This is a genomic window from uncultured Agrobacterium sp. (assembly GCA_913777615.1).
In the GTDB taxonomy this organism is placed as follows: Bacteria; Pseudomonadota; Alphaproteobacteria; order Rhizobiales; family Rhizobiaceae; genus Agrobacterium.
In genome coordinates this window covers 35,111-58,446 of sequence record CAJYTK010000009.1, presented here as the reverse complement: position 1 = coordinate 58,446, position 23,336 = coordinate 35,111, and the positions used below count along the sequence as shown (strand labels likewise).

Genomic DNA, 23,336 nt, shown 5'->3' with positions numbered 1-23,336 from the left:
GGGCTGAGACCTACTCATCATCCATCTGATGTTCCGCATAGAGCCTGCGCAGCACACGCGCCGTGCCGTTTGCGCCATCCAGATTGAGGGTGATCTCACCAGGCTCCGGTAGCGCCAATGCTGCACGAATCGCCTCGGCCATGGACTGCGGCGCGATGGCATGTTCTTCCAGCACCTGAGCAAGGCCGAGCTTTGCCAGCCGTGAGGCGCGGGCGCCTTGTTCGGTTTCGCCGCCTGCGGCAAAGGGGATGAGCAGCGAGCGGCATTTGGCTTGCAGAATGTCGCAGACGGTGTTGTAGCCGGCTTGCGAGATGGAGAGCTTCGCACCGGAGAGAAGGCTGGCGAAATCCTTGCGGAAGCGGAAGACGGAGATGGCGTCGCCGGCTTCAGCCGAGATCGCATCGAAATCCGCCTGCGGCATGTTCGGGCCGGTGATCAGGCACCATGTCTTGAGTTCCGGAATGTGTGGTGCGGCTGCGAGCGCTGCTTTCAGAAGCGCGCCGCCGACGGCACCGCCGCCTGCCGAGACCACCACATCGAAGCGCTCCTGCGGCGGCGTCGGTTTGCCGGGTGCCACCAGGCCGGTATAGACAATGCGCTGGCGGATCTGTTCGGACAGCGGAAAGGTTTCTTCCAGCCGCACGAAATTCGGATCGCCATGGACCAGCACAGTATCGAAGTGCTTCTTGACGAGATCGATCGTTTCTTCGTCACGACCGGGCTTGGCGCGTTCCTGCAGGATGTCTCGCAGCGAGGTCATGACCAGCGGGCGCTTGAGACTTTTCTCGATCGCCGCCAGCAGCGGCAAGAGTTCGAATCGCACTTGTCGACGGCCAAAGGGGAAGGCCTCGATGATGACGATATCCGGTTTTGCGCCGTGATAAGCGCCGAGCAGCATGCTGGTGCGGTTATCCTTGAAGGCATCGTCCACCGGCGCGCCGTTGGCATCGACAAGGCCGGAGAAATTGCCATCGGCAACGGCGACCGGCGGCAGTTCGACATGGCGAATGCCCTCACCGGGGAAGCCCGGCACCGGCGTTCCGCCCGTCACCATTGTCACGTCAAAGCCGTCTGCCACCAGCGCATGGGCGACGCGGCTGGCGCGGGCAATATGGCCGATGCCGAGCAGATGCTGGACATAGAAGAAAACTCTGGGAGCCTTGCTGGCAGGGGCGGAGGCGATTGTCACGAGGTCTTCTCCCATTCCTGTTCGAAGAGATTTTTCAGGTCGGTGATGCTGGTGCGGTGATCGAAGGCGGTGCGCACGCGATGCTCAGCGGCAGCGCCCAGTCTTGATCTGAGCGCTGGATCGGAGATTGCGCGCTCCAGGGCTTTCGAGAACGCGGCTTCATTTTCCGGCTCGGTCAGCAGGCCGTTTTCGCCATCGACGAAGAATTCGGGAATGCCGGAGATGTTGGTGGACACGCAGGTTAGCGCCTGGCTTGAGGCTTCCACCAGCACGTTGGGCAGGCCATCGCGGTCGCCATCGGCGGTGATGCGGCAGGCAAGCGCGAAGAGATCGGCCTTTCGATATTGCTCCAGCACCTGCTTCTGGTCCATCGCACCCGTCCAGGTGATCTTGTCGGCGATGCGCAACTGCTCAGCAAGCGCTTTCAGCGTCGCCAGCTCATCGCCGCCACCAATATGGGTAAAGCGCCAGTGCAGCGATGCTGGGAGGGCGGCGAGCGCCTTCAGCAGAATGTCGATGCCCTTCTTCTTCACCGCGCGGCCAACACTGAGGATCTGCACCGGATCGGCGGGGTCGGAACCATCGCGTGGCGGGCGCATACCCTCCATCGGGGGGAAGCGTGTGAGGTCGAGGCCGTGATAGCTCAAATGGACCGTGGCTGGATTGGGCGAGAGGTCTTGCAGATGGCGATAACCGCTGGCGGTGCAGGTTACCGCCCAGCGGGCGCTTCCGAGCTTGTAAGAGAGATCGGCGTCCGTTGAGGTCCAGATGTCTTTTGCATGCGCCGAGATCGTCCAGGGAATGCCGGTGATCAGATGGGTGTAGGCGGCAACCGACGCTGGCGTGTGGATAAAGTGAACATGCAGCCAGCCGGCGTCCTGTGGCCATTCATGGGACAGCACTGCGGCCTGACCGAAACGACGGAAGCGGTTGCGAGAAAAGTCTTGGGCGAGATCGTGGAAGAACTGGCGCAACGCACTTCCGAAGCCGGGCTTATTCCGGCAGGCCCACAGCGCTTTCAGCACACGCAGTGGCTCCTCATGAAGATATTCCGGTAGATAGCTGACGGGTGCGCGGATTTCGTCATGCACCGGATGGCGCTTCTTGTCGGTCGGGCGGCGCATCGACATGAGTTCGAGCGTCAAGCCAGCTTTTTCGAGGCCGAGCAATTCCTGCGCTATGAATGTTTCGGAGAGGCGCGGATAGCCTTTCAGCAGCACCACGATTTTCTTGTCTGCGGTCACGTCTTCGTGCCTTCTTTCATTTGCGGCAGCTCACGGCAAACCGAGATGTTCGGCTCCACCGTTTTACGCATCCCCTACTGTCAGGCAGTCGCGGAGATTGCGCTCTGCGTATCATCCGGTTGCAGCCATTCGGCGACGCGGCGGGAAATGTTCTCAAGCCCGTCGAGCTTCAGGTTGCGGCCGTTGGCAGACGGTGGCGGGCGCTGCATCAGCGCCTTCAGCGCTTTCGCCATCAGTTCGGGGTTCTCCGCATCTTCCGGCGACAGCATGTCGAACAGGCCAAGCTCGGACGCGCGGCTGGCGCGAATCAACTGCTCCTCACGCGGCACGATGCGCGGCACGACAAGGGCTGGCTTGTCGAAGGAGAGGATTTCGCAGACAGTGTTATAGCCGCCCATCGACACGACAGCCTGAGCGCCAGCAACCAGATCTTCCATGCGGTTGTCGAAGTCGATGATTTCCATCTGGGGAATATCCGCAACGTTCGCCGCAAACTTCTGCCGCTGCTCCGTCGGCATGTAGGGGCCAAGCACCACCAACGCTTTCTGGGTCAGGGTGCGATCGAACTTGTAGGCGCGGATCACGTCGTCGATCAGTTCGCTGCCATCGCCGCCGCCGCCCGTGGTCACCAGAATATAGTCGCCCTCATGCCGGCTCGGGTTGTCGCCGCGGGTCTTGGAGCGCTGCAGAAAGCCGACAAATTCGGTCTTCTCGTGGACGCCGGGTGGGACAGCGAGACCTGCCAGAGGGTCGTGGAAGTCCGGCGGGCCGTAGACCCAGACATGGTCGTAGAAGCGTTCGATCTTGTTCAGCACGTCGTTGCGCTTCCACTCGGCTTCAAGCAGTTGCGGCGCATCCATGACGTCGCGCAAGCCGATGACCAGCTTCGTGCCGCGCGATTTCAGATAGGTGAGGGTTTCCTCCACTTCGCCCCGTAGACCCATCGGCTCCTTGTCAACGATGAAGATGTCCGGCTGGAAGCTTTCGGCGGTGTGGTAGATGATCGAACGGCGCATCTTCAGGGTTTCCTGAAGATCGATATGCTGGTCGAGCGAGGTGTATTCGCCGTTTCTGAGCTTGATCACACTCGGGATTTTTACAAAGTCGACGCGGGCGCGATAATCGAAGGCGCCTGCAATGGTTGCTCCTGAGATGATCAGGACATTCAGGCCGCGATAATCCTCCACCAGCGCATGGGCAATGGTGCGGCATCGACGCAAATGTCCAAGCCCGAAAGAATCGTGGCTGTACATCAGAATGCGTGCATCGTTTAAACGAACTGTCACGAGCAGAACCTCTTCTTACCGCTAAAGCGTGCGGCGCGTGTCTTTATGCGGAAGGCGCCGAAGCGCCTCGTCTTGTCACATGCCCTGATCGGAAAACCGCAAAACATGCTGGCAGCAAATCCGGTCATTTAAACGGATCTGCTGCATCACGTAGTCCATCGCCAAGGAAATTAAAGGCGAGCACGACCAGAACGACCGGAAGGATCGGGATCAAAAGCCAGGGATAAAGCGCAATCACGCTGACGCTTCTCGCTTCCGTGAGCAGAATGCCCCAACTTGTGATCGGCGGACGCAGGCCGAGGCCCAAGAAGCTGAGCGCCGTTTCGCCCAGAATCATGCCTGGAATGGTGAGTGTCGCCGACGCGATCAGGTGTGACATGAAGCCGGGGATCAGATGCCGGCCGATGATGCGGCTGGTGCTGGCTCCCATCAACTGGGCAGAGAGCACGTAATCCTCCTCGCGTAGCGCCAAAAGCTTGGAGCGCACGGCGCGCGCGAGCCCCGTCCAGTCCAATAGACCGAGGATGACGGTAATGCCCAGATAGACGAGGATCGGGCTCCAGGTCACCGGCATGATCGCGGCAAGCGCCAGCCAGAGCGGAATGCTGGGGATCGATTGCAATACCTCGATGATGCGCTGGACGATCAGATCGAAGACGCCGCCGCGATAGCCTGCAAGACCGCCGATCACAATGCCGAGAACGAAGCTCATGGCCACACCGAAGAGGCCGATGGTGAGCGAAATGCGTGCGCCATAGATGATGCGCGAAAGCACGTCGCGGCCAAGACGGTCGGTGCCGAGCAGAAACATCTGGCCGTCTTTCGCCGGGCAGACGAGGTGGACGTTGGAATCGAACAGTCCCCAGAAGCGGTAGCTGTCACCTCGGCAGAAGAAGCGAATCTTCTGCACGTCCGTCGGTACGTCGGTGTAGACGCGGCGCAGATTGTCCATGTCGAGGCTCATGGTGCGGCCATAGACGAAGGGGCCGACGAATTTGCCGTCATGGAAGAGATGAATGCTTTGCGGCGGGGCGTAGATGTTTTCCACGTCGCGGGTGTGGAGATTATAGGGTGCTAGAAACTCGCATATGAAGATCGAGAGATAAAGCACCAGCAGGAAGATGCCGGAGTAGAGCGCAAGCTTGTGCTGCCGGAACTGCCACCACATCAGCTTCCATTGCGATGCGCGACCCACCATGGCAAGCGCGCTGGTAGCGGGCTCGACCAGATAGGGATCGAAGGGCGCTGTAGAGACGTAATGCGGCAAGGGCTCGCCGGGCTTCGGAATCGATGAAGTCATTTGACGCTCCCACCTCCCAATCGAATGCGAGGATCGAGAATGGCGAGCGCAATATCGGAAACGAGCACGCCAATGACGGTCAGGAAGGCGAGGAACATCAGGAAGGAGCCGGCCAGATACATGTCCTGGCTTTGCAGCGCGCGGATCAGCATCGGGCCGGTGGTTTCCAGCGACAGGACGACCGCGGTGATTTCAGCACCCGAAATAATGGCTGGCAGAATGGAGCCGATATCGGAAATGAAGAAGTTCAACGCCATGCGCAACGGGTACTTGGTCAGTACCTTGAAGGGGTGAAGCCCCTTGGCGCGCGCCGTCACCACATATTGCTTCTGCAATTCATCCAATAGGTTGGCGCGCAGGCGTCTGATCATGCCCGCCGTTCCGGCCGTGCTGATGATCAGGACCGGGATCCACAGATGCTCGAGGATCGACTTGAACTTGTCCCAGCTCATCGGCTGATTCAGATACTCGCGGTCCATGAGGTGGCCGATGGACGTGCCGAACCAGATATTGGCGAAATACATCAGGATCAGCGCCAGCATGAAGTTGGGAATGGCAATGCCAAGCAGGCCGAAAAAGGTCAGGCCGTAATCGCCCCAGCTGTATTTGTGGGTGGCAGAGTAGATGCCGATCGGGAAGGCGACGAGCCAAGTGACGATGATGGTGACGAAGGAGACCAGAACCGTCAGCCACAGACGTTCGCCCACCACTTCGCTGACGGGAAGCTGGTACTCGAAGGAATAGCCGAAATCGCCGACCAGCATGCCGGTCGCCCACTTGAAGTAGCGCACGGGGGCAGGCTGGTCGAAACCGTAGCGCGTGCGAAGCTCCTCGATTTCTGCCATGTTGGCAGTCTCGCCCATGGCGCGCATTTCGGCGACGTAGCTTTCGAAATAGTCGCCTGGCGGCAGTTCGATGATGGTGAAGACCAGCATCGAGATCAGGATCAATGTCGGGATCATGACGAGAATGCGCCCGATAATATATCTGAGCATGTCAGGCGCTCCCGTCGTACCAGAACGTATCTGGCATGTAGATGCCGAGATAAGCGGTCGGCTCGAAGCCAAACAGCGCTTTCTCCGGCACGTTCTTCAGTCGGGCTCTGTGAACGATCGGCTGCAGCGCGCCGTTCACCGTGCCGATGGAGAAGACTTGCTGAGTGTATATCGACAGCATTTCCAGCCAGATCTCCTTGCGCTCCTGCGCGGTGACGCTGCGGCGCCATTTCTTGAGGAGATCGAGCAGTTGCACGGCTTCCGGCAGATCCGGCGGTTTGCCTTCACGCCCGCCGGAGAGATAATGGATACCCCAGACCGGCCATTGCAGCTGATCGTCGCCGGTGGGTGCGAGACCCGATGGCAGCATGTCGGCGTTGGGAATGGCGTTATCCATGCCGAACCAGACCGACATCATTACCTCACCGCCCATGGCACGCTTGCGGAAGACGTCGCGCTGCGTCGGGCGGCTGGAGAGGGAGATACCGATCTTGCGCCAGTGATCGGTGATCAGTTCCAGCACGTCGGTTTCGAGCGTGCTTTCGCCAGCGGTCTCGACGATCACGTGCGCGGGCCTGCCATCTGGCAGAAGGCGAATGCCGCGATCGTTGCGCTCCGTCAGGCCAACCTCGTCCAGAAGCCGATTGGCAAGTTCGGGATCGAATTGCGCCCAGGCGGTGGCGAATTCCGGCCGGAAGAGCGGGCTTTCCGGCAGCACGGTATCGGCGCTTTCCTTGGCGAGGCCGTAGAAGCAGACCATGTTGATCTCATGCCGGTTGATCGCCACCGAGAGCGCCCGGCGCATGCGCACATCGCGAAACAGCGCGCGCCAGGTGTCGTCGGCACAGTTGAGGTTCGGCAGCAGGCAGACGCGCGAACCCTGGCTTCGCTTCCACAAATTGACCTTCAACGGATAACGCGCTTCGGCATCTTTCAGGAAGGTGTAGTCGTTGAAATCGAGGTTCATGAACTGCAGGTCGCTGTCACCGGACGCGGTCTTTGCCGCGATGATTTCCGACGATGTGACGTTCAGCAGATAGCGGTCGATGTAAGGAAGCTGGCGACCATTCTCATCGACGCGGTGGTAGTAGGGATTGCGCTCGAAGATGAACTGTTCGGCAGGCGGTGCGGTGATAACGCGCCAGGCGTCGAGCGTAGGAAGATCGGGATTTTCCGGACGGAGCTGTCGCGACATCTTGACGTGCAGGCTGCTCCAGTCGTCCACCTTGTTCTTCTTCATCAGCTTGGCGAGCTTTTCCGGCGTCTGATATTTGACGTGGAACTGCTTCATATAGGCGGCGGGAAGGAACAGACGTGCGGGCGACGCACCGGCAAGTTTGGCCAGAAAATCCGGATTCGGCCCGTCCCAGGTGTAGCGCACCGTCAACGGATCGAGAACCTCGATCGAAGGTGGCTTCTTGTTGACCAGAAGCTCGATGGGTGGGCCGCCCTTGTGGATTTCCAGATTAAGCGCCACGTCTTCCCAGAAGTAGCGGAAATCTTCGGCGGTAAAATCGCTGCCATCCGACCACTTGTGGCCCTCGCGCAGTTTCAGTGTGAAGACGCGCTCCTCATCCACCGTGTAGGATTCGAGGATGTCGGGAACGAAGTTCAGCTTTTCGTCATAGCCTACGAGGCGGGCGTAACTGTCGATCGGCATCAGGCGAATGTCGCGCTGACCGCCAATCAGCATGCGGATATTGCCGCCATGCTGACCTGTCTCGCGGCCCATGGCTTTCAGATCGATGACGCGGGGGTTTTTCGGCAGGCGCTGATCGAGAGGCGGCAATTCGCCCTTGTCGAGCTTCTCCTTGAAGAAATCGGCGTCGATATAGTTGGCGGCGGAGGCTTTCCATGGAACGAAAACGGAGGCGAGCAGGGCAAGGGTGGTGCGGCGCGTAATCAAGACCGTAGCTCCCGAACATCCGCATTGGCATTGGCAAGCACGAGATGCCCCCCGCCAAGATCGGCCGTTATCATCTGTCCGTTGTCTTCGTCTCGAAACTGCTTGCCCCAGTCGAACTTGCCGGTGGCACTGATCTTGCCGATCGTCTTGAAATCCAGTGGCCGGTCGAGATCGGGGAAGGGAACGGCGGCGAGAAGCGACTTTGTGTAGGGATGAACCGGATTGCGCATTAGCGTCTCGCGTGGCGCAAGCTCAACGATCTTGCCCTCGCACATCACCGCGACGCGGTCGGCCATATAATCGACGACCGCCAGATTGTGCGAGATGAAGAGATAGGTGAGCCCGAGATCCTTCTGCAAATCCTTGAGCAGATTGAGGATCTGCGCCTGTACCGAAACGTCCAGCGCGGAGACGGGCTCGTCGCAGATCAAGAGTTCCGGCCCCAGCATCAGCGCGCGCGCAATTCCGATGCGCTGGCGCTGACCGCCTGAGAAGCTGTGCGGATATCGGTTCAGCGCGTTATCGCCAAGGCCAATGGCGCGCAGCAAATTCTTGACGCGCTCCTGCCGGTATTTCGAGTCGCCACGCCCGTGGATTTCCAAGGGTTCGCTGAGGATATTGCCGACCGTCATGCGTGGCGACAGCGAGGAGACCGGGTCCTGAAACACCATCTGGATGCGGGTGCGCAGCTCACGCAGATCGCCATCTACGGCATTCAGCACGTCGATGTCGCCGTTCTTGCTATGGAAGGTGATCGAGCCTTCTTCAGGCTTTACCGCGCGCATCAGGATCTTGCTGACGGTGGTCTTGCCGCTGCCGCTTTCGCCGACAAGGCCCAGACATTCGCCGCGCATGATATCGAAGCTGACGCCATCCACCGCCTTGGTGCTGTTCGCATTGCCGGCGGTAAACCATGTGGACTTGCGGGTGGTGTAGGTCTTGGAGATATTCCTGACGCTGAGAATGACGCCCGGCGCCTTGTCGACGCTGTCGGTTTTTTTGCCGATCAGGCTTTCCTTGTCGAGGGTGACATCGCGTAGCGCTTTAAGCCTTTCACCGGGCTTCATATCGAAATGTGGGACAGCCGCCATCAGGCCTTTCAGATAGGGATGCGAGGGTGCGCGGAAGATGTCGTCTACCGTGCCCGCTTCCATGATTTCGCCTTGATAGATGACGGCGACCTCATCGGCGATGTTGGCGACGACGCCAAGATCGTGGGTGATGAGCAGCATGCTCATATTGAGCCGGCTCTGAAGGTCACGCAGAAGCTTGAGAATCTGCGCCTGGATCGTCACATCGAGTGCCGTGGTCGGCTCGTCAGCGATCAACAGCGCCGGGCGGCAGATCAGCGCCATGGCGATCATGGCGCGCTGGCGCATGCCGCCGGAAAGCTCGAAAGGATACATCTGACAGATCCTGGCGGGGTTGGAAAAGCCGACGAGATCAAGCGTTTCCTCCATCTTTTCCTGCCGCTCCTTCGGTGTCAGAACCGAATGGATGCGCAGCGCCTCGTCGATCTGGTTGCCGACGGTGTGGAGAGGCGAAAAAGAGGTCATCGGCTCCTGGAAGATCAGGCCGATGCGGTTGCCGCGAATGGCGCGCATCGGCTTGCCGTCCTGCTCCAGTTGGAGGAGGTCGATGGGACGATCGTCTGGTCTCGAAGGGTCGGAAAAAAGAACGCGACCTCTGACGTGGGCCGTGCGCGGCTGGATTCCCATGATCGTCTGGCCGATGACCGATTTACCGGAGCCGGATTCGCCGACGAGCGCGGTGACCTTTCCTGGCAGGATGCGCAGGCTTGCGCCCCGGACCGCTTCGATCTTTCCGCCCATAATGGAAAAAGAGACCTGCAGATTTTCAATGCGAAGCAAATCTGCGCCTGCAGTCATGCCATAGGTTCCCTTGCCGTCTTGTTGTTTGCCTGTGGCATTATCACGCGGCCCTTATATTCACGTTATCGCACAGTATAAGCTCTGTCCATGCTCTTGAAACCGTGAAAAATTTCCGGCTTTCTGCATGGTCTCGGGCTCTTGGGAAACGTCTAGTCCGAAGATATGTCGGGGTTATTAAGCTCAGGAGCGAACATGCCGGACAAAGCCACTTTTGATGCAACGCTTGCAGACATCAGGCGGTTGCTGGCGGAAAAAGATTTCGCTGCGGCAGAAGATCGTTTCCTCGAGCTATCGAATGCGCACGACCAGCATCTGATGGGGGAGGTGACAGCGCTCGGCCTGCCGCGCCGCCTGCATTCGGCCTATCTCAGGCTCGCCAAGGCCAAAGGAGATGCGGTTGCCAAAGCCGGCTACCAATATCTTCTCGTGCCGCCGCCCGAAGTCTTTGCGCCCTATGGCCGCTTCTCTGCGGATGAGAGACGAGCGATTGCACAGAGGAACCGCGAGGCGGTGCCACGGAAGATCCACCAGATCTGGATCGGCAACAAACCAGTGCCACCCTCAACCGATGCCTGGCGCAAACATGCGCAGGCGAATGGCTACGCCTATCGGCTGTGGCGGGAAGCCGATCTGGAAGCAGAAGGGATCGATGCCGATCCGATCTTCCGGCAGATGCTGGAGGACGGGGATTATCCGGGTGCGGTCGATGTTGCGCGCTATTTCATCCTGTCGCGCGTTGGTGGCATCTATCTCGACTGTGATTTTTATCCGGCCCGCGACGACATCAGCTTTGGCGATATCCTCCCCATGGTGGGGCTCACCGCCTTTGCCGAGGAAACGCCGCGCATGACGGGGAAGGGAAGCGTGCTACTCGCCAATTCCTTTATCGCCACACCGCCCGGCCATCCCGTCTTCGAGCGCATCTTGCAGGCGCTGCCGGAGATTGCCGAGCGCCTGCCGCGCGCGCCCGCATGGTGGGGCACGGGTCCGCTGATCTTTAGCGTGGTGGCGCGTGCGGGATCGGTGACGCTGGCGGGGGCCGATTTCGTTGCGGCGTTGCTGGCAGACCGGGCGGATTTCAGTGCGGTGGAAGAGGCGCGTGCCGAAGCCAGCGCCAAGAGCGACGGTCTGCTGATCGCGTGGAAATCATGGTGAAGGTTGAGGGAGTTCTGCCGAGGCGATCTCGCGGTCCTCGGCGGCCTTCGCGGCGGCTGCCATCTGATGCTTGCGCTTCTCGTCTTCCGCGCGCTTCAGCTTGCCTTGATCGTAATGCCACTTGATCGAATAATACATGCCGATGCCGACGACGAGCAGCTTCAGCGGCAACATTACAATCGGAAAATACTCGAACCATTCCATCTTCGTCACACTTTCCAAACAGAGCCTGCAGCATCGGCGATGCGGAAACGCAAAACCAAAACGTCCTTTGTGCGCCCAACAGGACGCAAGGCGCTTTAGTGGCTCTTCGTTCGTGTGCTTACGCCTGAGTAGTCCGACTTGATACTCGACATATTGTCGCGCCATGTCAGGCCGTCGAGCCAGCCTTTTCGACCAGCGACCCGGCGCTGCGCCAACGGCAGCCGGGATGGTTGGCGGTCAGCGTGAATAGGCGGTCGAGAAAAGCCCATGCCGCCTCATCATGATCGAGATGGTGGGTAAGGATGCCAGTGGTTCTTGCCTCTTGCTCTGCTACCACAATGCGCTCGGCGGTTTCGCCAAATAGCAGATCGTGGTCCTTGCCGCCTCTCGTTCCCCGCCAGTCGATAATATCGACATGGGTGTTCAAGAGGTGAATGGGCGATGCCTTTTCCGGGCCATAGACCGATAGCGCCTGATAGCCGAGCGATGGCAGAGCGTCGACGATCTCCGGGTCGATGCGGTTCCACGGCGGCACCAGGATTTGCACGAAGCGGCTCGGATAGAGGTTCTGCAGCTTTTCAAATCCGCTTTGCAGCTCTGCGAGCACGGTATCCTTCGGGCGATGTAAGCCAAGCTCTCGCTTCTTCTCGTTCGGCCCGGCATGGTTTCGATGCGCCCAGCCATGCACCGCGACGTCAATCGCCTGCGCCTTTTCAAGCCGCTTCGCGAGAGCACTACCGGTGGGCTCAGGAATGACGGCCAGCGTCATCGGCACGGCATAGCGATCGGAGAGCGTCAGCAGTCGATCGAGCGCCGGTGTCGGCTCCGTCGCATCGTCGTCGCGCAGCCAGAGGTCGGCGGCAACGCCGCGATGGGCGAAGCTGTCGAGCGTTTCCAGAAGTTTCTTTTCCGTCATAGTTCGTACCCTCTGGCGTCTTGCAAAATCCGGTCGAGCGTCGACGCTGCCTTTTGCAAGGAGCGCTCCTGACTGACGAATGCTCTCGCGCTTTGCGCCATGGACTGTCTCTTTTCCTGATCGGTCAGCAGCTTTTCTATGGCATTCGCATAGCTCTGCGTATTCCCCGGCTCCGTCAGAATGCCGGTCTTTCCATCGATCACCACTTCCGGCACGCCGGCAATCCGCTCGGCGATGACCGGCAGGCCTGCGGCTTGTGCCTCCAGATAGGCAAGTCCGTAGGCTTCGCCATGGCCGGGCCAGAGATAGAGCGAGGCATGCGACAGGATGTCTGCGATCTCATGAGGGGTCTTCTCGCCATGCCAGGCGAGGCGATGCGGTGAGATGTCTTTGAAGATCTTTTGGACAGTATCGCGCTCCGGCCCGTCGCCAATGATGGCCAGCGTCCAGTCGAGATTGGGGGAAAGGCGATTCAACGCAGCCGCCAAGGCTTCATAGCTGCTGAGCTTGTCGCCAGGACGCATCATCGCGACAGTTGCCATGCGGCTCGCTTGCGGGGCAGGGTCCAGCGCGCAGAACAGGGACGTGTCCAGAAAGGGCGGCAGCATCTGTGTGCGCATCGCAGGATTGGCCTTCATAAGGCCGTCTCGGTCGCGATGGGTGAAGCAGATGTTGACGGCAGCAGAGCTTAGATCGTCCAGAAGCCGGGCCTGGATCTGAGCCCAGCCGGTGGCATTGCGTTTCGGGGAGTAAGAGGCTTCCGCTGTCACATAGGGCACGGCGAATGAGCGGCTGAGCTCAGGTCCCAAACGGTCGAGCGCCTTGTAATAGGGGTGATAGCAGAACCAGAGATCGGGCGGGCTCGTTTCCTGCCAGAGCGTCGATATGCGCTGCCGTTCCTGCTCCGCGTCCCGCGCCAGCGCTTCTGCCTCTTCGCCATCCGGCTGGCGCAGGAAGGATCGCAGTTCCGACACCACCTCGACCTCGTAGCCGGCAAGCTGCATCGCCTGCATCAACAGCCGCGCCATCAGCCTGTCGCCGGAGGGGACCGGATGGTTTGGAGACTTCATCGGGCAGTAGAACGCGATCTTCATGGCTGCAGTCATGCGTTTTCAGCCGCGTCTTCGTCAACTGTATTTTAGACCGTCGCAGCCTTGACACCATGGGTCTTCTTGCCCAACTGAAAGGCCAAGTTTTCCTCGCGCGCAGGACGCAAAACGCTTTGACCTCTTCTCCAAATGCACAGCGACTTCTCGACCTCATTCAATCGAAAGAGGCGCGGGCGGGTGTCATCGGCCTTGGCTATGTGGGCCTGCCGCTTGCCATGACGATCGCCACATCCGGCTTCAAGGTGACAGGTTTCGATATCGATCCGGGCAAGATCAAGGCCGTCGAAGCGCGCAAGAGCTATATCGAGGCCGTGCCGGATGAGATTTTGGCGGGTACCTGCGAGAACGGCACGTTCGAAGCCACCAGCGATTTTTCCAAGCTCGGCGAATGCGATGTGATTGCCATTTGCGTTCCCACCCCGCTGACGAAATATCGCGATCCCGATCTCTCCTATGTGGAGAACACCTGCCGCGAGATTGCCGAGACGCTGCGTCCCGGCCAGCTTGTTGTGCTGGAATCGACCACCTATCCCGGGACGACAGATGGCATCGTCAAGACGATCCTGGAAAAGACCGGGCTAAAGTCGGCTCAGGATTTCTTCCTCGGCTTTTCCCCGGAGCGCGAAGACCCCGGCAACCGCGACTTCCACACCTCCACCATTCCGAAGGTCGTGGCCGGTGACGGACCGGATGCTGCTGAGCTGATGACGGCCTTCTACGGCTCCGTGGTCAAGACCGTCATCCCGGTCTCTACTACAGCGACGGCAGAAGCGGTGAAGATCACCGAGAACGTCTTTCGCGCGGTCAATATCGCGCTCGTCAACGAGTTGAAGGTCGTCTACGAGGCGATGGGTATCGACATCTGGGAAGTGGTGGATGCGGCCAAGACCAAGCCCTTCGGCTACATGCCCTTCTATCCAGGGCCCGGCCTTGGCGGCCACTGCATTCCGATCGATCCGTTCTATCTGACGTGGAAGTCGAAGGAATACGAACTGCCCACCCGCTTCATCGAACTCGCAGGCCAGATCAACACGGCCATGCCGCGCCATGTCGTCGGGCGACTGGCGGAAGCGCTGGACGTGCATCAGGGCAAGGCGCTCAGCCGTTCGAAGGTGCTAGTTCTGGGGCTGGCGTACAAAAAGAACGTACCGGACATTCGCGAAAGCCCGTCCTTGAAACTGATCGAGCTCATACTCGAGCGCGGCGGCGATGTTGCCTTCCATGACCCTTACGTGGCGGAAATCCCGAAGACCCGCGAATATAGCGATCTGATGGGCATGAAGTCTGCAGATTGGACCAAGGACAGCATTGGCGGTTTCGACGCGGTGCTGGTCGCCACCGACCATGACAACGTCGATTACCAGCAGCTTGCCGGCTGGTCGCCGCTGATCATCGATACGCGCAACGCTTTTGCCCGTCGCGGCATCAGCGCCAGCCACATCATCAAAGCCTGATTGGAAACCCTTCTCCCATGAGCAGACTGGACAGTTTCATCCGCCGCCTCAGCGCCCAGCGCGATATCTTGAACCATGTGCATGGCGATCTCGATCTGCCGGCTGACGGTCCGATCATGGAAATCGGCCTTGGCAATGGGCGCACCTTCAACCATCTGCGCGAGCTGTTTGCCGATCGCCGCATCGTCGCCTTCGACCGGGCCATGGGCGCACACGCATCTTCCGTGCCGGAAGAGGGCAATCTGGTTCTCGGCGAAATCCACCAGACGGCGAAAGACTGGGTCGGCATCGGGGCGGCACTTGTGCATGCCGATATCGGCACCGGTTACGACGAGAAGGATGCGGTGACGCTCACGTGGCTGCCGCAAATCGTGTCTGGCATGCTGGCCAAGGGCGGTATCGCGGTGAGCGGACTGCCATTGAAGGAACCTAGCCTCGATCCACTGCCGGTGCCTGACACCGTGCCGACGGATCGTTACTTCCTGTACCGGAAGATCTAGCGCGCCACCCTATCTCAGATGCGCAAGCGCTATCGCCTCGGCTACCTGCGCGTGGCCTGACGAGAGCTTGCTGGTGGCCACGCGAATATGGGCACTCGGCAGGATGGAGAATTTATTGCCGGGTACAACGGCGATGTTCCTGGCCGCAAGGGTCACCATCGCGAAGGGCTCGGATTCTACCGGCACCCAGAGACACATGCCGCTGCCGGGCATGGTTTCGACGCCCCGTTCCAGCAGTTCACGCGCCAGCGCATCGCGCCGTTCCTGATAGGTCGCGCGCGCTCTCGCGACGATCCGGGACGCTTCCTCGTCCCTGATCAGCCAGGCAACAGCCGCTTGCAGCACGCGGCTGGTCCATCCCGCGCTGAAGGCACGGTAGGATTGGATCTGTTCGACAATAGGGGCAGAACCCGAAAGCACTGCCAGTCGCAAGTCGGGACCCAAGGTCTTTGAAAAGGAGACGATGCGCACGGTTCGGTCCGGGAAGCGCTTGCCGAGAGAGACCGGTCTTTCCGCCGAAATATCTGCCAGGCCGTCATCTTCGATGATCAGCGTGTCGGTTTCGGCAAGAACATCTCCAAGCGCCTGCATCCGCTCCGGGGTTACGGTCTGTCCCGTGACCGAGTGCAGCCGGGGCTGGAAGAGAAAGGCTGCGGGTCGCTCGGCGAGTGCCTGCCTCAAGGATGCGGGCAGGGGGCCTTCGCGATCCGACAGGATCGGCACGATCTTCACGCCGAGATCTTCGAGAATATCCAGAAGGCGCATGGCGGTGGGATGTTCGACGGCAACGACCGATCCCGGCCGTACGAGCGCACGCAGCGTGGTATAGACACCGTTATAACCGCCGTTGATCGCGAGATAGGCTTCGGGCTCGTAAGGCCAGCCTTCCGCAATCGCGTCTCGCAGTTCGGGAACGATCCGGCTGCGGGCGTAACTGTTCAGGTCGCCGACCGAAGTGGCGTAGACCATTGCTTTCTCGAGCGGCGGCAGCAACGCCTGATCCGGTACCGCCATCGAGAGATCGAGAACATTGGCGCCATAGTGACCAGCACTTGCCAGACGCTCCGGCTTTGCAACGAAGCGCTCCGCACAGACCCACGTGCCATTGCGCCCACGACCGCTGATGATCTTCTGCTGGCGTAGCTCGCTCCAGGCTTCGGATATGGTCGCGGGACTGACGCCGAGTTCGTAGGCCAGATCGCGCATGGCGGGCAGGCGCGTGCCGACCGGCAAAACGCCAGCCCGCACGAGTGCGCTCGTTTCCAGTGCGATGCCCCGGATCGTCTTGTCGGTTATTCTGTCGGCGAGCCAGCGGGCCTCGCAAATATCGCTCACTTGGAACTCTCACTTTAAATGTTCAATAACGTAATAACATTTGTGCGCTTACGAGTGTACATTTATTCTTTCGGCATTGGAAAATAAATGAGACCTAAATCATGCCGTTGAAACTTCGCCTGGCTCTTCGCGACTGGGACTATATGACGCCGCTTGTTCTGGGAGACGTATCGTCTCCGAGGCTTCAGATCGAGGTCGATCGCGTCGGTACGCTTGTTGCCAATGTCGCCGAAGACGATGCGCATGACGCTGCCGAAACCTCTTTCAGCCGCTATGCGCAGATGCGCCATGATGGCGATGAGCGCGTCATCGGTATGCCAAACTTCATCATGCGCGGTTTTCGTCATCGCTGCATTATCACCACCAAGGATAGCCCGATCCGCACGCTTGCCGATCTTGCCGGCAAGAAGATCGGTGTGACTGGCTGGCGCGATTCCGGCAATACCTGGACCCGTGCGGCGTGCCGTCGCGAGGGCGTGGGCGTGGAAGACGCCATGTGGTATGCTGGTCGTCTGACGGACGCCCATCCCATCACCGACCGTCTGGATGGTTTCGGACGTCCGGGCCGGATCGAGGCGGCACCTGGCGAACGCCCGATGGTGGATCTGCTGAAAGAGGGCGGGCTGGATGCTGTCTTCACACCCTTCATGCCCAAGGGTTTCTTCGATCAGGACTCGCCGTTCCGTCAGGTTCTGCCGGATTACCGGGCGTCCGAAGTCGCCTATTTCAACGATGTTGGCTACGTGCCTGGCATGCATCTGATCGGTTTCAAGGCGCAGTTCGTGCGCGACAATCCGTGGGTTATGGACGAGCTCAGCGCGCTCATCGATGCCTCACAGCGCATGTGGCTGGAAAAGCGGGAGAAATATGCCGATACCACGCCCTGGATGATCGATGAGTTGCGCCGTTGCGCCGCAGATCTGCCGCCGAACTGGAATGTCAGCGGCTTGAAGGAGAACGACGCCATGATCTCCGATTTCGCTCAAGAGCTTCACGCTCAAGGCATTCTGCCGCGCCTCTTGACGCCCGCGGAGCTTTTTCCGCTGCAAGCCGGGGTCAACTGACGAGGATAGTCAGGCCTTGGCACTTTCAATCGCTGCAAACAAAAAGGGGAATACCAAAATGCATCCGAAACTCATTGCCTCCGCCGCGCTCGCCGGGCTTCTTCTCGCCGGAACCGCTTTTGCCGAAACGGCTGCCATTCCCAAGCAGAGCGTGAATGAGGAACTTCGCGCCCGACTGCCGGAAAAAATTCGCTCCGAGGGCAAGATGATTTCCGTCAACAACGGCTCCTTCCCTCCCTACGAAATCGTGACCGGCACCAAGATGGAAGGCGCAAGTGCCGACCTGACCGATGCGCTCGGCGAAGTGCTGGGCATCAAGATCGAACACGCGACGGTTGGTGGCCTGCCAGCGCTTCTGGCGGGCGTGAATTCCGGGCGCTATCAGTTTGCCTTCGGGCCTGTGGGTGATTTCAAGAGCCGCGAAGAATCGAATGATTTTGTCGATTGGGTGCAGGAATTCGTGGTCTTTGCCGTTCAGAAGGGCAATCCCAAGGGCATCGTTTCGCTCGACACGTCCTGCGGCCAGCGCATCGCCGTCATGGCCGGCGGCTCGGCGGAGCGCGTCATCCAGGCTCAGGCGGAAAAGTGCAAGACCGATGGCAAGGCGGCGATCGAGGTGCAGTCCTATACCGACCAGCCAAGCTCGATCCTTGCGGTTCGCTCCAAACGCGCCGATGCCTTCTTCTCGTCGCAGGCGCCGTTGACCTATTTCGTTTCTCAGGCCAATGGCCAGCTGGAACTGACCGGCGTCGGACAGAAGAACGGCTTCGACGATCTCTACCAAGGCGCAGTCGTTCCCAAGGGGTCGGAGCTAGGCCCGGTTCTTCTCGATGCTATCAAGGTTCTCATGGCCAACGGAACTTACGAAACGATCATGAAGAAGTGGGGTCTTGAGAACAATATCCTCAAGCAGCCGGGCATCAACCTCGGGGGCCAGTTGCCAAAATGACGAGCCCTGTTGAAACCAAAGTGCCGCCCATGGGTGGCACCGATCTGCGGGATGTGGCAACTGCCCACACCCCGTTTCGCACGGGCCGTCTCGTGCTTTGGCTGGTCATAGCGCTCTTCGTCATGAACTTCGCCTGGATCGTTGCCAACAACGAAAACTTCGGCTGGCCCGTCGTTGCGCAGTATTTCTTCGATCCGGTCGTCATCAGCGGTCTGTATGTAAGCCTCGGGCTGACGGTCATCGCCATGATCCTCGGCACCATTCTCGGTCTGATCATCGCGATCGCCAGAATGTCGCAGGATGGGCTGGCAAGCTCCTTTGCCTCCCTGTTCATCTGGTTCTTCCGCGGCACGCCGCTGCTCGTCCAGCTGATCTTCTGGTACAACATGTCTACCCTGTTTCCGCAGCTTTCCATTTCGATCCCCTTCGGACCGACGCTTGCAAGCTGGGACACCAACTCCGTCATCACACCGATGACTGCGGCAATCGTCGGGTTGGCGCTCAACGAAGCGGCTTACATGGCGGAAATCATTCGCGGAGGCCTTCTTTCGGTCGATCGCGGGCAGGCGGAAACCGCAGAGGCCTTCGGCATGACCAAGGCGCGCGCGCTGTGGCGCATCATCATTCCGCAAGCCATGCGCTCCATCGTTCCGCCAACCGGCAATCAGCTGATCAGCATGATCAAGGCAACCTCGCTTGTCAGCGTCATTGCCATGGCGGACCTGCTCTACTCGGTGCAGTCCATTTATAACAGGACGTTCGAAATCATTCCGATGCTTCTCGTAGCCGTCATCTGGTATCTGCTGATTACGTCGGTCCTCAATATCGGCCAAAGCTACATCGAAGCCTATTACGGTCGCAGCGACCGCCGCAATGCCGGCGTCGCCAAGCCTGCTCAGGACGTGGAGGCAAGCCATTGACCGCGATCGCAGACACAAAGCCTCTCGTGGAGGCGCGCAACGTTCACAAATCCTTCGATCATCTTGAGGTTTTGAAAGGTATCAATCTGGATGTGATGCCGGGTGAGGTCGTGGTTATTCTCGGCCCTTCGGGTTCTGGCAAATCAACCTTCCTGCGCTGCATCAACCATCTGGAGACGATCCAGCAGGGCGCGATTGCGGTGGACGGCGAACAGATCGGCTACCGGGTGAAGAACAACCGGCTGGAGAAGCTCTCGGCCAACGGCATTGCGCGCCAACGCCGCAAGATCGGCATGGTGTTCCAGCAGTTCAACCTCTATCCGCATATGACGGTGTTGCAAAACATCATCGAAGCGCCCGTCGGCGTTCATGGGGAGAGCCGCAAGAACGCGACCGAAAATGCCATGCGCCTTTTGGAGCGTGTCGGCCTGTCGGAAAAAGCCTCCGCCTATCCGCGTCAGCTCTCCGGTGGGCAGCAACAGCGTGTCGCGATCGCGCGCGCGTTGGCCATCAAGCCGAAGCTCATGCTGTTCGATGAACCAACGTCCGCACTCGACCCCGAACTTGTCGGTGAAGTGCTTGCCACGATGAAGGATCTTGCAAGTCAGGGCCTGACGATGATCGTCGTCACGCACGAAATCGGCTTTGCCAAAGAGGCGGCGGATCGTGTGGTCTTTATGGACGGCGGACATATTGTGGAGATGGGCAAGCCGGAAGAAGTGATCGGCAATCCGCAACATCCACGCACGCAGGCCTTCCTCTCACGCTTCCTGTAAGCGTGCGATTTTTCCCCAACTTGGCGCCAGCCTCACGGCTGGCGTCCTTTTTCCAAGACCCTGGTGGACCCAATGCTGAACGACAATCACTATGCCCGCGTTTCCGATTTCGAGCCGATGGAGGCAGAGCTCAAGGCCACGCGCCAATATCTGCATGCCAACCCTGAGCTTTCGCTGGAAGAGGCCGAAACCGCCCGCTATGTGGCGGAGAAGCTTGACGCTTGGGGCTACGAGGTGGCGCGCAATGTCGGCGGTCACGGTGTCGTGGCTCGTCTGAAGAATGGCACTGGAACCAAAAGCATCGGCATTCGCGCCGATATGGACGCGCTTCCGATCCTGGAGGAAACGGGACTACCCTATGCTAGCAAGACGCCCGGCAAGATGCATGCCTGTGGCCATGACGGACATACGACCGTCCTGCTTGGTGCAGCGGAGTATCTCGCTCGCACTCGCCGTTTCGATGGTACGGTGACCCTGATCTTCCAACCGGCGGAAGAGAATGGAAAGCCATCCGGCGCCCAGAAAATGATCGAGGATGGCCTTTTCGAGCGCTTCCCGATCGACGCGATCTTCGGCCTGCATAATCATCCTGGCGCACCGGAAGGCACGATTTTAACGCGCTCCGGGCCGATGATGGCATCATCCGATACGGTCAACATCACCATCAAGGGCAAGGGCGGCCATGCCTCGCGTCCTCATCTTACCATCGACCCCATCGTGGTTGCCTGCAACCTCGTCGTCTCGCTTCAGACGGTCGTTTCGCGCAACATCGATCCCACACAGACAGCCGTCGTCACCGTCGGCACCATCCATGCGGGAGAAGCGGTAAACGTCATCCCCGAGTATGCAAAGCTGGCGCTGAGCGTGCGCTGCTTCGAGCCGAAGATCCGCGAACTTCTGGAGCGGCGCATCACCAAGCTCGCCCGATCCATGGCAGAGGCTTATGATGCTACGATCGAGATCGATTACGAGCACGGCTACCCGGTGGTCGCCAACTCCGAGGCAGAGACGGACTTTGCGCGGCTCGTGGCGCAAGAGTTGATCGGCTCAGACAAGGTCGCTACCTGCCCGCTCATTCCCGGCAGCGAGGACTTTTCCTACTTCCTCGAAAAAAAACCAGGCAGCTTCCTGCGCTTGGGCAACGGAATGGACTCCGCTATTCTGCACAGCCCCAAATATGATTTTGCCGATGGCAGCCTGACCGTGGGTGCGGCTCTGTGGGCGCGCCTGGCGGAACGATTTCTTGCGGAGTAATTGATGTAGAGCCCCGCCGGAGGACATTCGGCGGGGCAATGTGCCCTTGGGTGTCGGGGTGGATTTCTAAGCGCTGTTGATGGCGACATGGCTAGTTCGATCAGATGACGCGGTCATCGTGCCGCGTTCGTGTTACGACAAAAGGCCATAGCTTTCGTCTTCCGACAGCAGGAAGACCCGCATCTCGGAACTGCGCCCGCGAATGGGAATGGTGCGATTTCGAAGCGTATCGCGCTTGAGGCCCGACTGGACCATGACCGGTTCGGAAACGACCATGGCGGCCCCGAACTCCTTTGCCGCCGTCTCCAGGCGGCTTGCGACATTGACCGTATCGCCAATGGCCGTCAGCGTTTTTGCTGCGCCATAGCCCATGATGCCGACAACCGACGGACCGGCATGAATGCCGATCGCAACGCGCAGGCGCACGGCAAATTGCTGCTCCAGTTCCTCGTTCAGCTTCTCGACATTGCGCAGGATCAGACAGGCTGCTTTCAGCGCATCGGCCGAGGCAGTCTCTTGGTTGCCGTCGAGGCCGAAAAGCGCCATGGCGCCGTCGCCGATGAATTTGTCGATGCGCCCGCCTGCCTGCTCCACCGATTGACCGACCACGGTGAAATAGCGGTTCAGCAGAAACACCATGTCATAGGGCAGGCGCGCTTCGGAGAGCGAGGTGAAGTTTCTGAGATCGCAGAAGAGAACCGCAATCTCCTCCTCGCGACCGGGCCGAATGGGCTCGTCATTCGCCGGGCTGTCGTCCTTTTGCCGCGTGGACAGAAGCAGTGCGACCTTGACCCGCCCCGTCGGGCGAAGCTGGCAACCTAGCCTCACATCGGAATCGGCGTGGATGCGCTGCAAGGTGGCACGTTCCAGATCGCTCGGTTCCGGCAGTGGGCCGTCGGATTCCAGTATCTTCACCCGGCAGGTGGAGCAGCGGCCCTTGCCGCCACAGGCGGAGAAATGCGAAACGCCCTCAAGCCTGCTCGCCTCCAGAATGCTGAAGCCTGCCGGTGCGCGCACCGCATGTCCGTCTTCATAGAGAACTTCGAAACCATTCGATCGCTGCCGCCACCCTCGGACGGCACGGGCGGCAAAGGTGAGAATGACGGCTGCACCAAAGGCGAGGCGAAGACCGAAGGTGATGTGCTGGATGGTCTCCTGGCGCGCGGATGAGCCCGGTGGGCGTACAGGTGGCAGAGGCGGATCGGAGGGCGAGCGCATGCCCGCTTCCGAATGGGGGTGATCGGCAGGCAGATCCATCTCCATCTGCCGCCCTGCATCGCTGAACCCCAGAAGCGCCATGATTGGCAATAGAACGGCGATCATCAACAGATAGGGCGCCACCTGCCGGTACCAGCTTCGGTAACGTAGCCAGAAGAACACGCCGAAACAGCCATGCGCCCAGATCAGCACCAGTGCGATGCTCTGGCGCAGGCCGAGATAGGGTGACGTGATCCAGAACCGTCTGATGACAACGTCATAACCTTCATCGATACCGAAAAGCATGCGTGAGAAGCGGATGCCCGCAGCGTGGTCGATGATGAGAAACGGGATCGCCAGGCCAAGCAAAATCTGCATCGCCTCGCGCCAGGGCATTTGCAAGGAGCGCAGCAAATAGATGGAGCGCAGCACGAGCATGAGGTGGACGAAGACCGAGCCATAGAGGATGATGCTGCTGACCGGGTTCAGCCAGATGATGCTGAACCATATCCTTCCATATTCAGCAGTGTCGATGGAGATCAGCGCCAGCGCATGGTTGAAAAGGTGGCAGGCCACGAAGGTCAGCATGACGAGACCCGAGAGCAACCGCGCTCGTCGCAAAGAGGTCTCCGTCACATACTGCGCCAATCCCGACCTCAAATTTCTCTCAATGGAAAATGGATATTCAAAT

General features: G+C 59.6%; 20 protein-coding genes. 8 read left to right on the top strand and 12 right to left on the bottom strand.

The genetic code is table 11. The features are described 5' to 3' along the window. Positions 1-10 precede the first annotated feature (10 nt). From QZ862_RS07820 to QZ862_RS07790, 7 genes are all read right to left on the bottom strand, one after another. Positions 11-1,189 (bottom strand): glycosyltransferase, encoded by a 1,179-nt coding sequence (locus QZ862_RS07820; RefSeq protein WP_296098803.1) that lies wholly within the window; start codon positions 1,187-1,189, stop codon positions 11-13. Next, a complete protein-coding gene (locus tag QZ862_RS07815) occupies positions 1,186-2,433 on the bottom strand; it encodes a glycosyltransferase (protein ID WP_296098800.1) in 1,248 nt (415 codons plus the stop codon). The genes QZ862_RS07820 and QZ862_RS07815 overlap by 4 nt, the downstream gene beginning before the upstream one ends. Before the next feature lie 80 nt (positions 2,434-2,513). Then, on the bottom strand, positions 2,514-3,719 hold the full coding sequence (locus QZ862_RS07810; protein WP_296020347.1) for a glycosyltransferase family protein: 1,206 nt from the start codon (positions 3,717-3,719) through the stop codon (positions 2,514-2,516). A 124-nt stretch (positions 3,720-3,843) separates the two neighbouring features. Further along, entirely contained in the window at positions 3,844-5,019 is a 1,176-nt protein-coding gene (locus tag QZ862_RS07805; RefSeq protein WP_296020345.1) for an ABC transporter permease, read from the bottom strand. Continuing rightward, positions 5,016-6,014 (bottom strand): ABC transporter permease, encoded by a 999-nt coding sequence (locus QZ862_RS07800; RefSeq protein ID WP_296020343.1) that lies wholly within the window; start codon positions 6,012-6,014, stop codon positions 5,016-5,018. Before QZ862_RS07800 ends, QZ862_RS07805 begins: the two co-directional genes overlap by 4 nt. Before the next feature lies 1 nt (position 6,015). After that, entirely contained in the window at positions 6,016-7,920 is a 1,905-nt protein-coding gene (locus tag QZ862_RS07795; protein ID WP_296098797.1) for an ABC transporter substrate-binding protein, read from the bottom strand. Continuing rightward, on the bottom strand, positions 7,917-9,809 hold the full coding sequence (locus tag QZ862_RS07790; RefSeq protein ID WP_296098794.1) for an ABC transporter ATP-binding protein: 1,893 nt from the start codon (positions 9,807-9,809) through the stop codon (positions 7,917-7,919). The genes QZ862_RS07795 and QZ862_RS07790 overlap by 4 nt, the downstream gene beginning before the upstream one ends. Before the next feature lie 195 nt (positions 9,810-10,004). Here QZ862_RS07790 and QZ862_RS07785 point away from each other — a divergent pair, with 195 nt between their 5' ends. Further along, the gene (locus QZ862_RS07785; protein ID WP_296098791.1) at positions 10,005-10,967 is read left to right on the top strand and encodes a glycosyltransferase; all 963 of its coding nucleotides are present in this window, start codon (positions 10,005-10,007) and stop codon (positions 10,965-10,967) included. Here QZ862_RS07785 and QZ862_RS07780 read toward each other — a convergent pair. From QZ862_RS07780 to QZ862_RS07770, 3 genes are all read right to left on the bottom strand, one after another. Continuing rightward, positions 10,959-11,171 (bottom strand): hypothetical protein, encoded by a 213-nt coding sequence (locus tag QZ862_RS07780; RefSeq protein ID WP_296099136.1) that lies wholly within the window; start codon positions 11,169-11,171, stop codon positions 10,959-10,961. The genes QZ862_RS07785 and QZ862_RS07780 overlap by 9 nt on opposite strands. Positions 11,172-11,337: 166 nt before the next feature. Continuing rightward, the gene (locus tag QZ862_RS07775; RefSeq protein WP_296098789.1) at positions 11,338-12,087 is read right to left on the bottom strand and encodes a polysaccharide deacetylase family protein; all 750 of its coding nucleotides are present in this window, start codon (positions 12,085-12,087) and stop codon (positions 11,338-11,340) included. After that, positions 12,084-13,181 (bottom strand): glycosyltransferase family 4 protein, encoded by a 1,098-nt coding sequence (locus tag QZ862_RS07770; RefSeq protein ID WP_296099103.1) that lies wholly within the window; start codon positions 13,179-13,181, stop codon positions 12,084-12,086. Before QZ862_RS07770 ends, QZ862_RS07775 begins: the two co-directional genes overlap by 4 nt. A gap of 128 nt (positions 13,182-13,309) precedes the next feature. Here QZ862_RS07770 and QZ862_RS07765 point away from each other — a divergent pair, with 128 nt between their 5' ends. Together QZ862_RS07765 and QZ862_RS07760 are read left to right on the top strand one after the other, a co-directional pair. Then, positions 13,310-14,650 carry a nucleotide sugar dehydrogenase gene (locus QZ862_RS07765; protein ID WP_296098786.1) on the top strand — a complete coding sequence of 447 codons (1,341 nt, stop codon included), beginning with the start codon at positions 13,310-13,312 and terminating at the stop codon, positions 14,648-14,650. 17 nt (positions 14,651-14,667) lie between these two features. After that, positions 14,668-15,150: a class I SAM-dependent methyltransferase gene (locus tag QZ862_RS07760; RefSeq protein ID WP_296098783.1), complete on the top strand. Its 483-nt coding sequence runs from the start codon at positions 14,668-14,670 to the stop codon at positions 15,148-15,150. A gap of 9 nt (positions 15,151-15,159) precedes the next feature. On the opposite strand, the gene QZ862_RS07755 is transcribed toward QZ862_RS07760, so the two are convergent. Beyond that, positions 15,160-16,485, bottom strand: coding sequence for a PLP-dependent aminotransferase family protein (locus QZ862_RS07755; protein WP_296098781.1), 1,326 nt, complete (start codon positions 16,483-16,485; stop codon positions 15,160-15,162). A gap of 101 nt (positions 16,486-16,586) precedes the next feature. Between QZ862_RS07755 and QZ862_RS07750 the strand changes: the two genes are divergently transcribed. The 5 genes from QZ862_RS07750 to QZ862_RS07730 all read left to right on the top strand — a co-directional run bounded on the left by QZ862_RS07750 (position 16,587) and on the right by QZ862_RS07730 (position 21,448). Further along, complete coding sequence (locus QZ862_RS07750) at positions 16,587-17,549, top strand: ABC transporter substrate-binding protein (RefSeq protein ID WP_296037691.1); 963 nt, start codon at positions 16,587-16,589, stop codon at positions 17,547-17,549. 58 nt (positions 17,550-17,607) lie between these two features. After that, positions 17,608-18,498: an ABC transporter substrate-binding protein gene (locus QZ862_RS07745; RefSeq protein ID WP_296076414.1), complete on the top strand. Its 891-nt coding sequence runs from the start codon at positions 17,608-17,610 to the stop codon at positions 18,496-18,498. Beyond that, the gene (locus QZ862_RS07740; protein WP_296098778.1) at positions 18,495-19,418 is read left to right on the top strand and encodes an amino acid ABC transporter permease; all 924 of its coding nucleotides are present in this window, start codon (positions 18,495-18,497) and stop codon (positions 19,416-19,418) included. Before QZ862_RS07745 ends, QZ862_RS07740 begins: the two co-directional genes overlap by 4 nt. Then, positions 19,415-20,194, top strand: a complete 780-nt coding sequence (locus QZ862_RS07735; protein ID WP_296098775.1) for an amino acid ABC transporter ATP-binding protein — start codon at positions 19,415-19,417, stop codon at positions 20,192-20,194. The genes QZ862_RS07740 and QZ862_RS07735 overlap by 4 nt, the downstream gene beginning before the upstream one ends. A 72-nt stretch (positions 20,195-20,266) precedes the next feature. After that, a complete protein-coding gene (locus QZ862_RS07730; RefSeq protein WP_296098774.1) occupies positions 20,267-21,448 on the top strand; it encodes a M20 aminoacylase family protein in 1,182 nt (393 codons plus the stop codon). A 132-nt stretch (positions 21,449-21,580) separates the two neighbouring features. Here the strand turns inward: QZ862_RS07730 and QZ862_RS07725 are convergent, their stop codons facing one another. Continuing rightward, entirely contained in the window at positions 21,581-23,293 is a 1,713-nt protein-coding gene (locus QZ862_RS07725; protein WP_296099100.1) for an adenylate/guanylate cyclase domain-containing protein, read from the bottom strand. Positions 23,294-23,336: the final 43 nt, after the last annotated feature.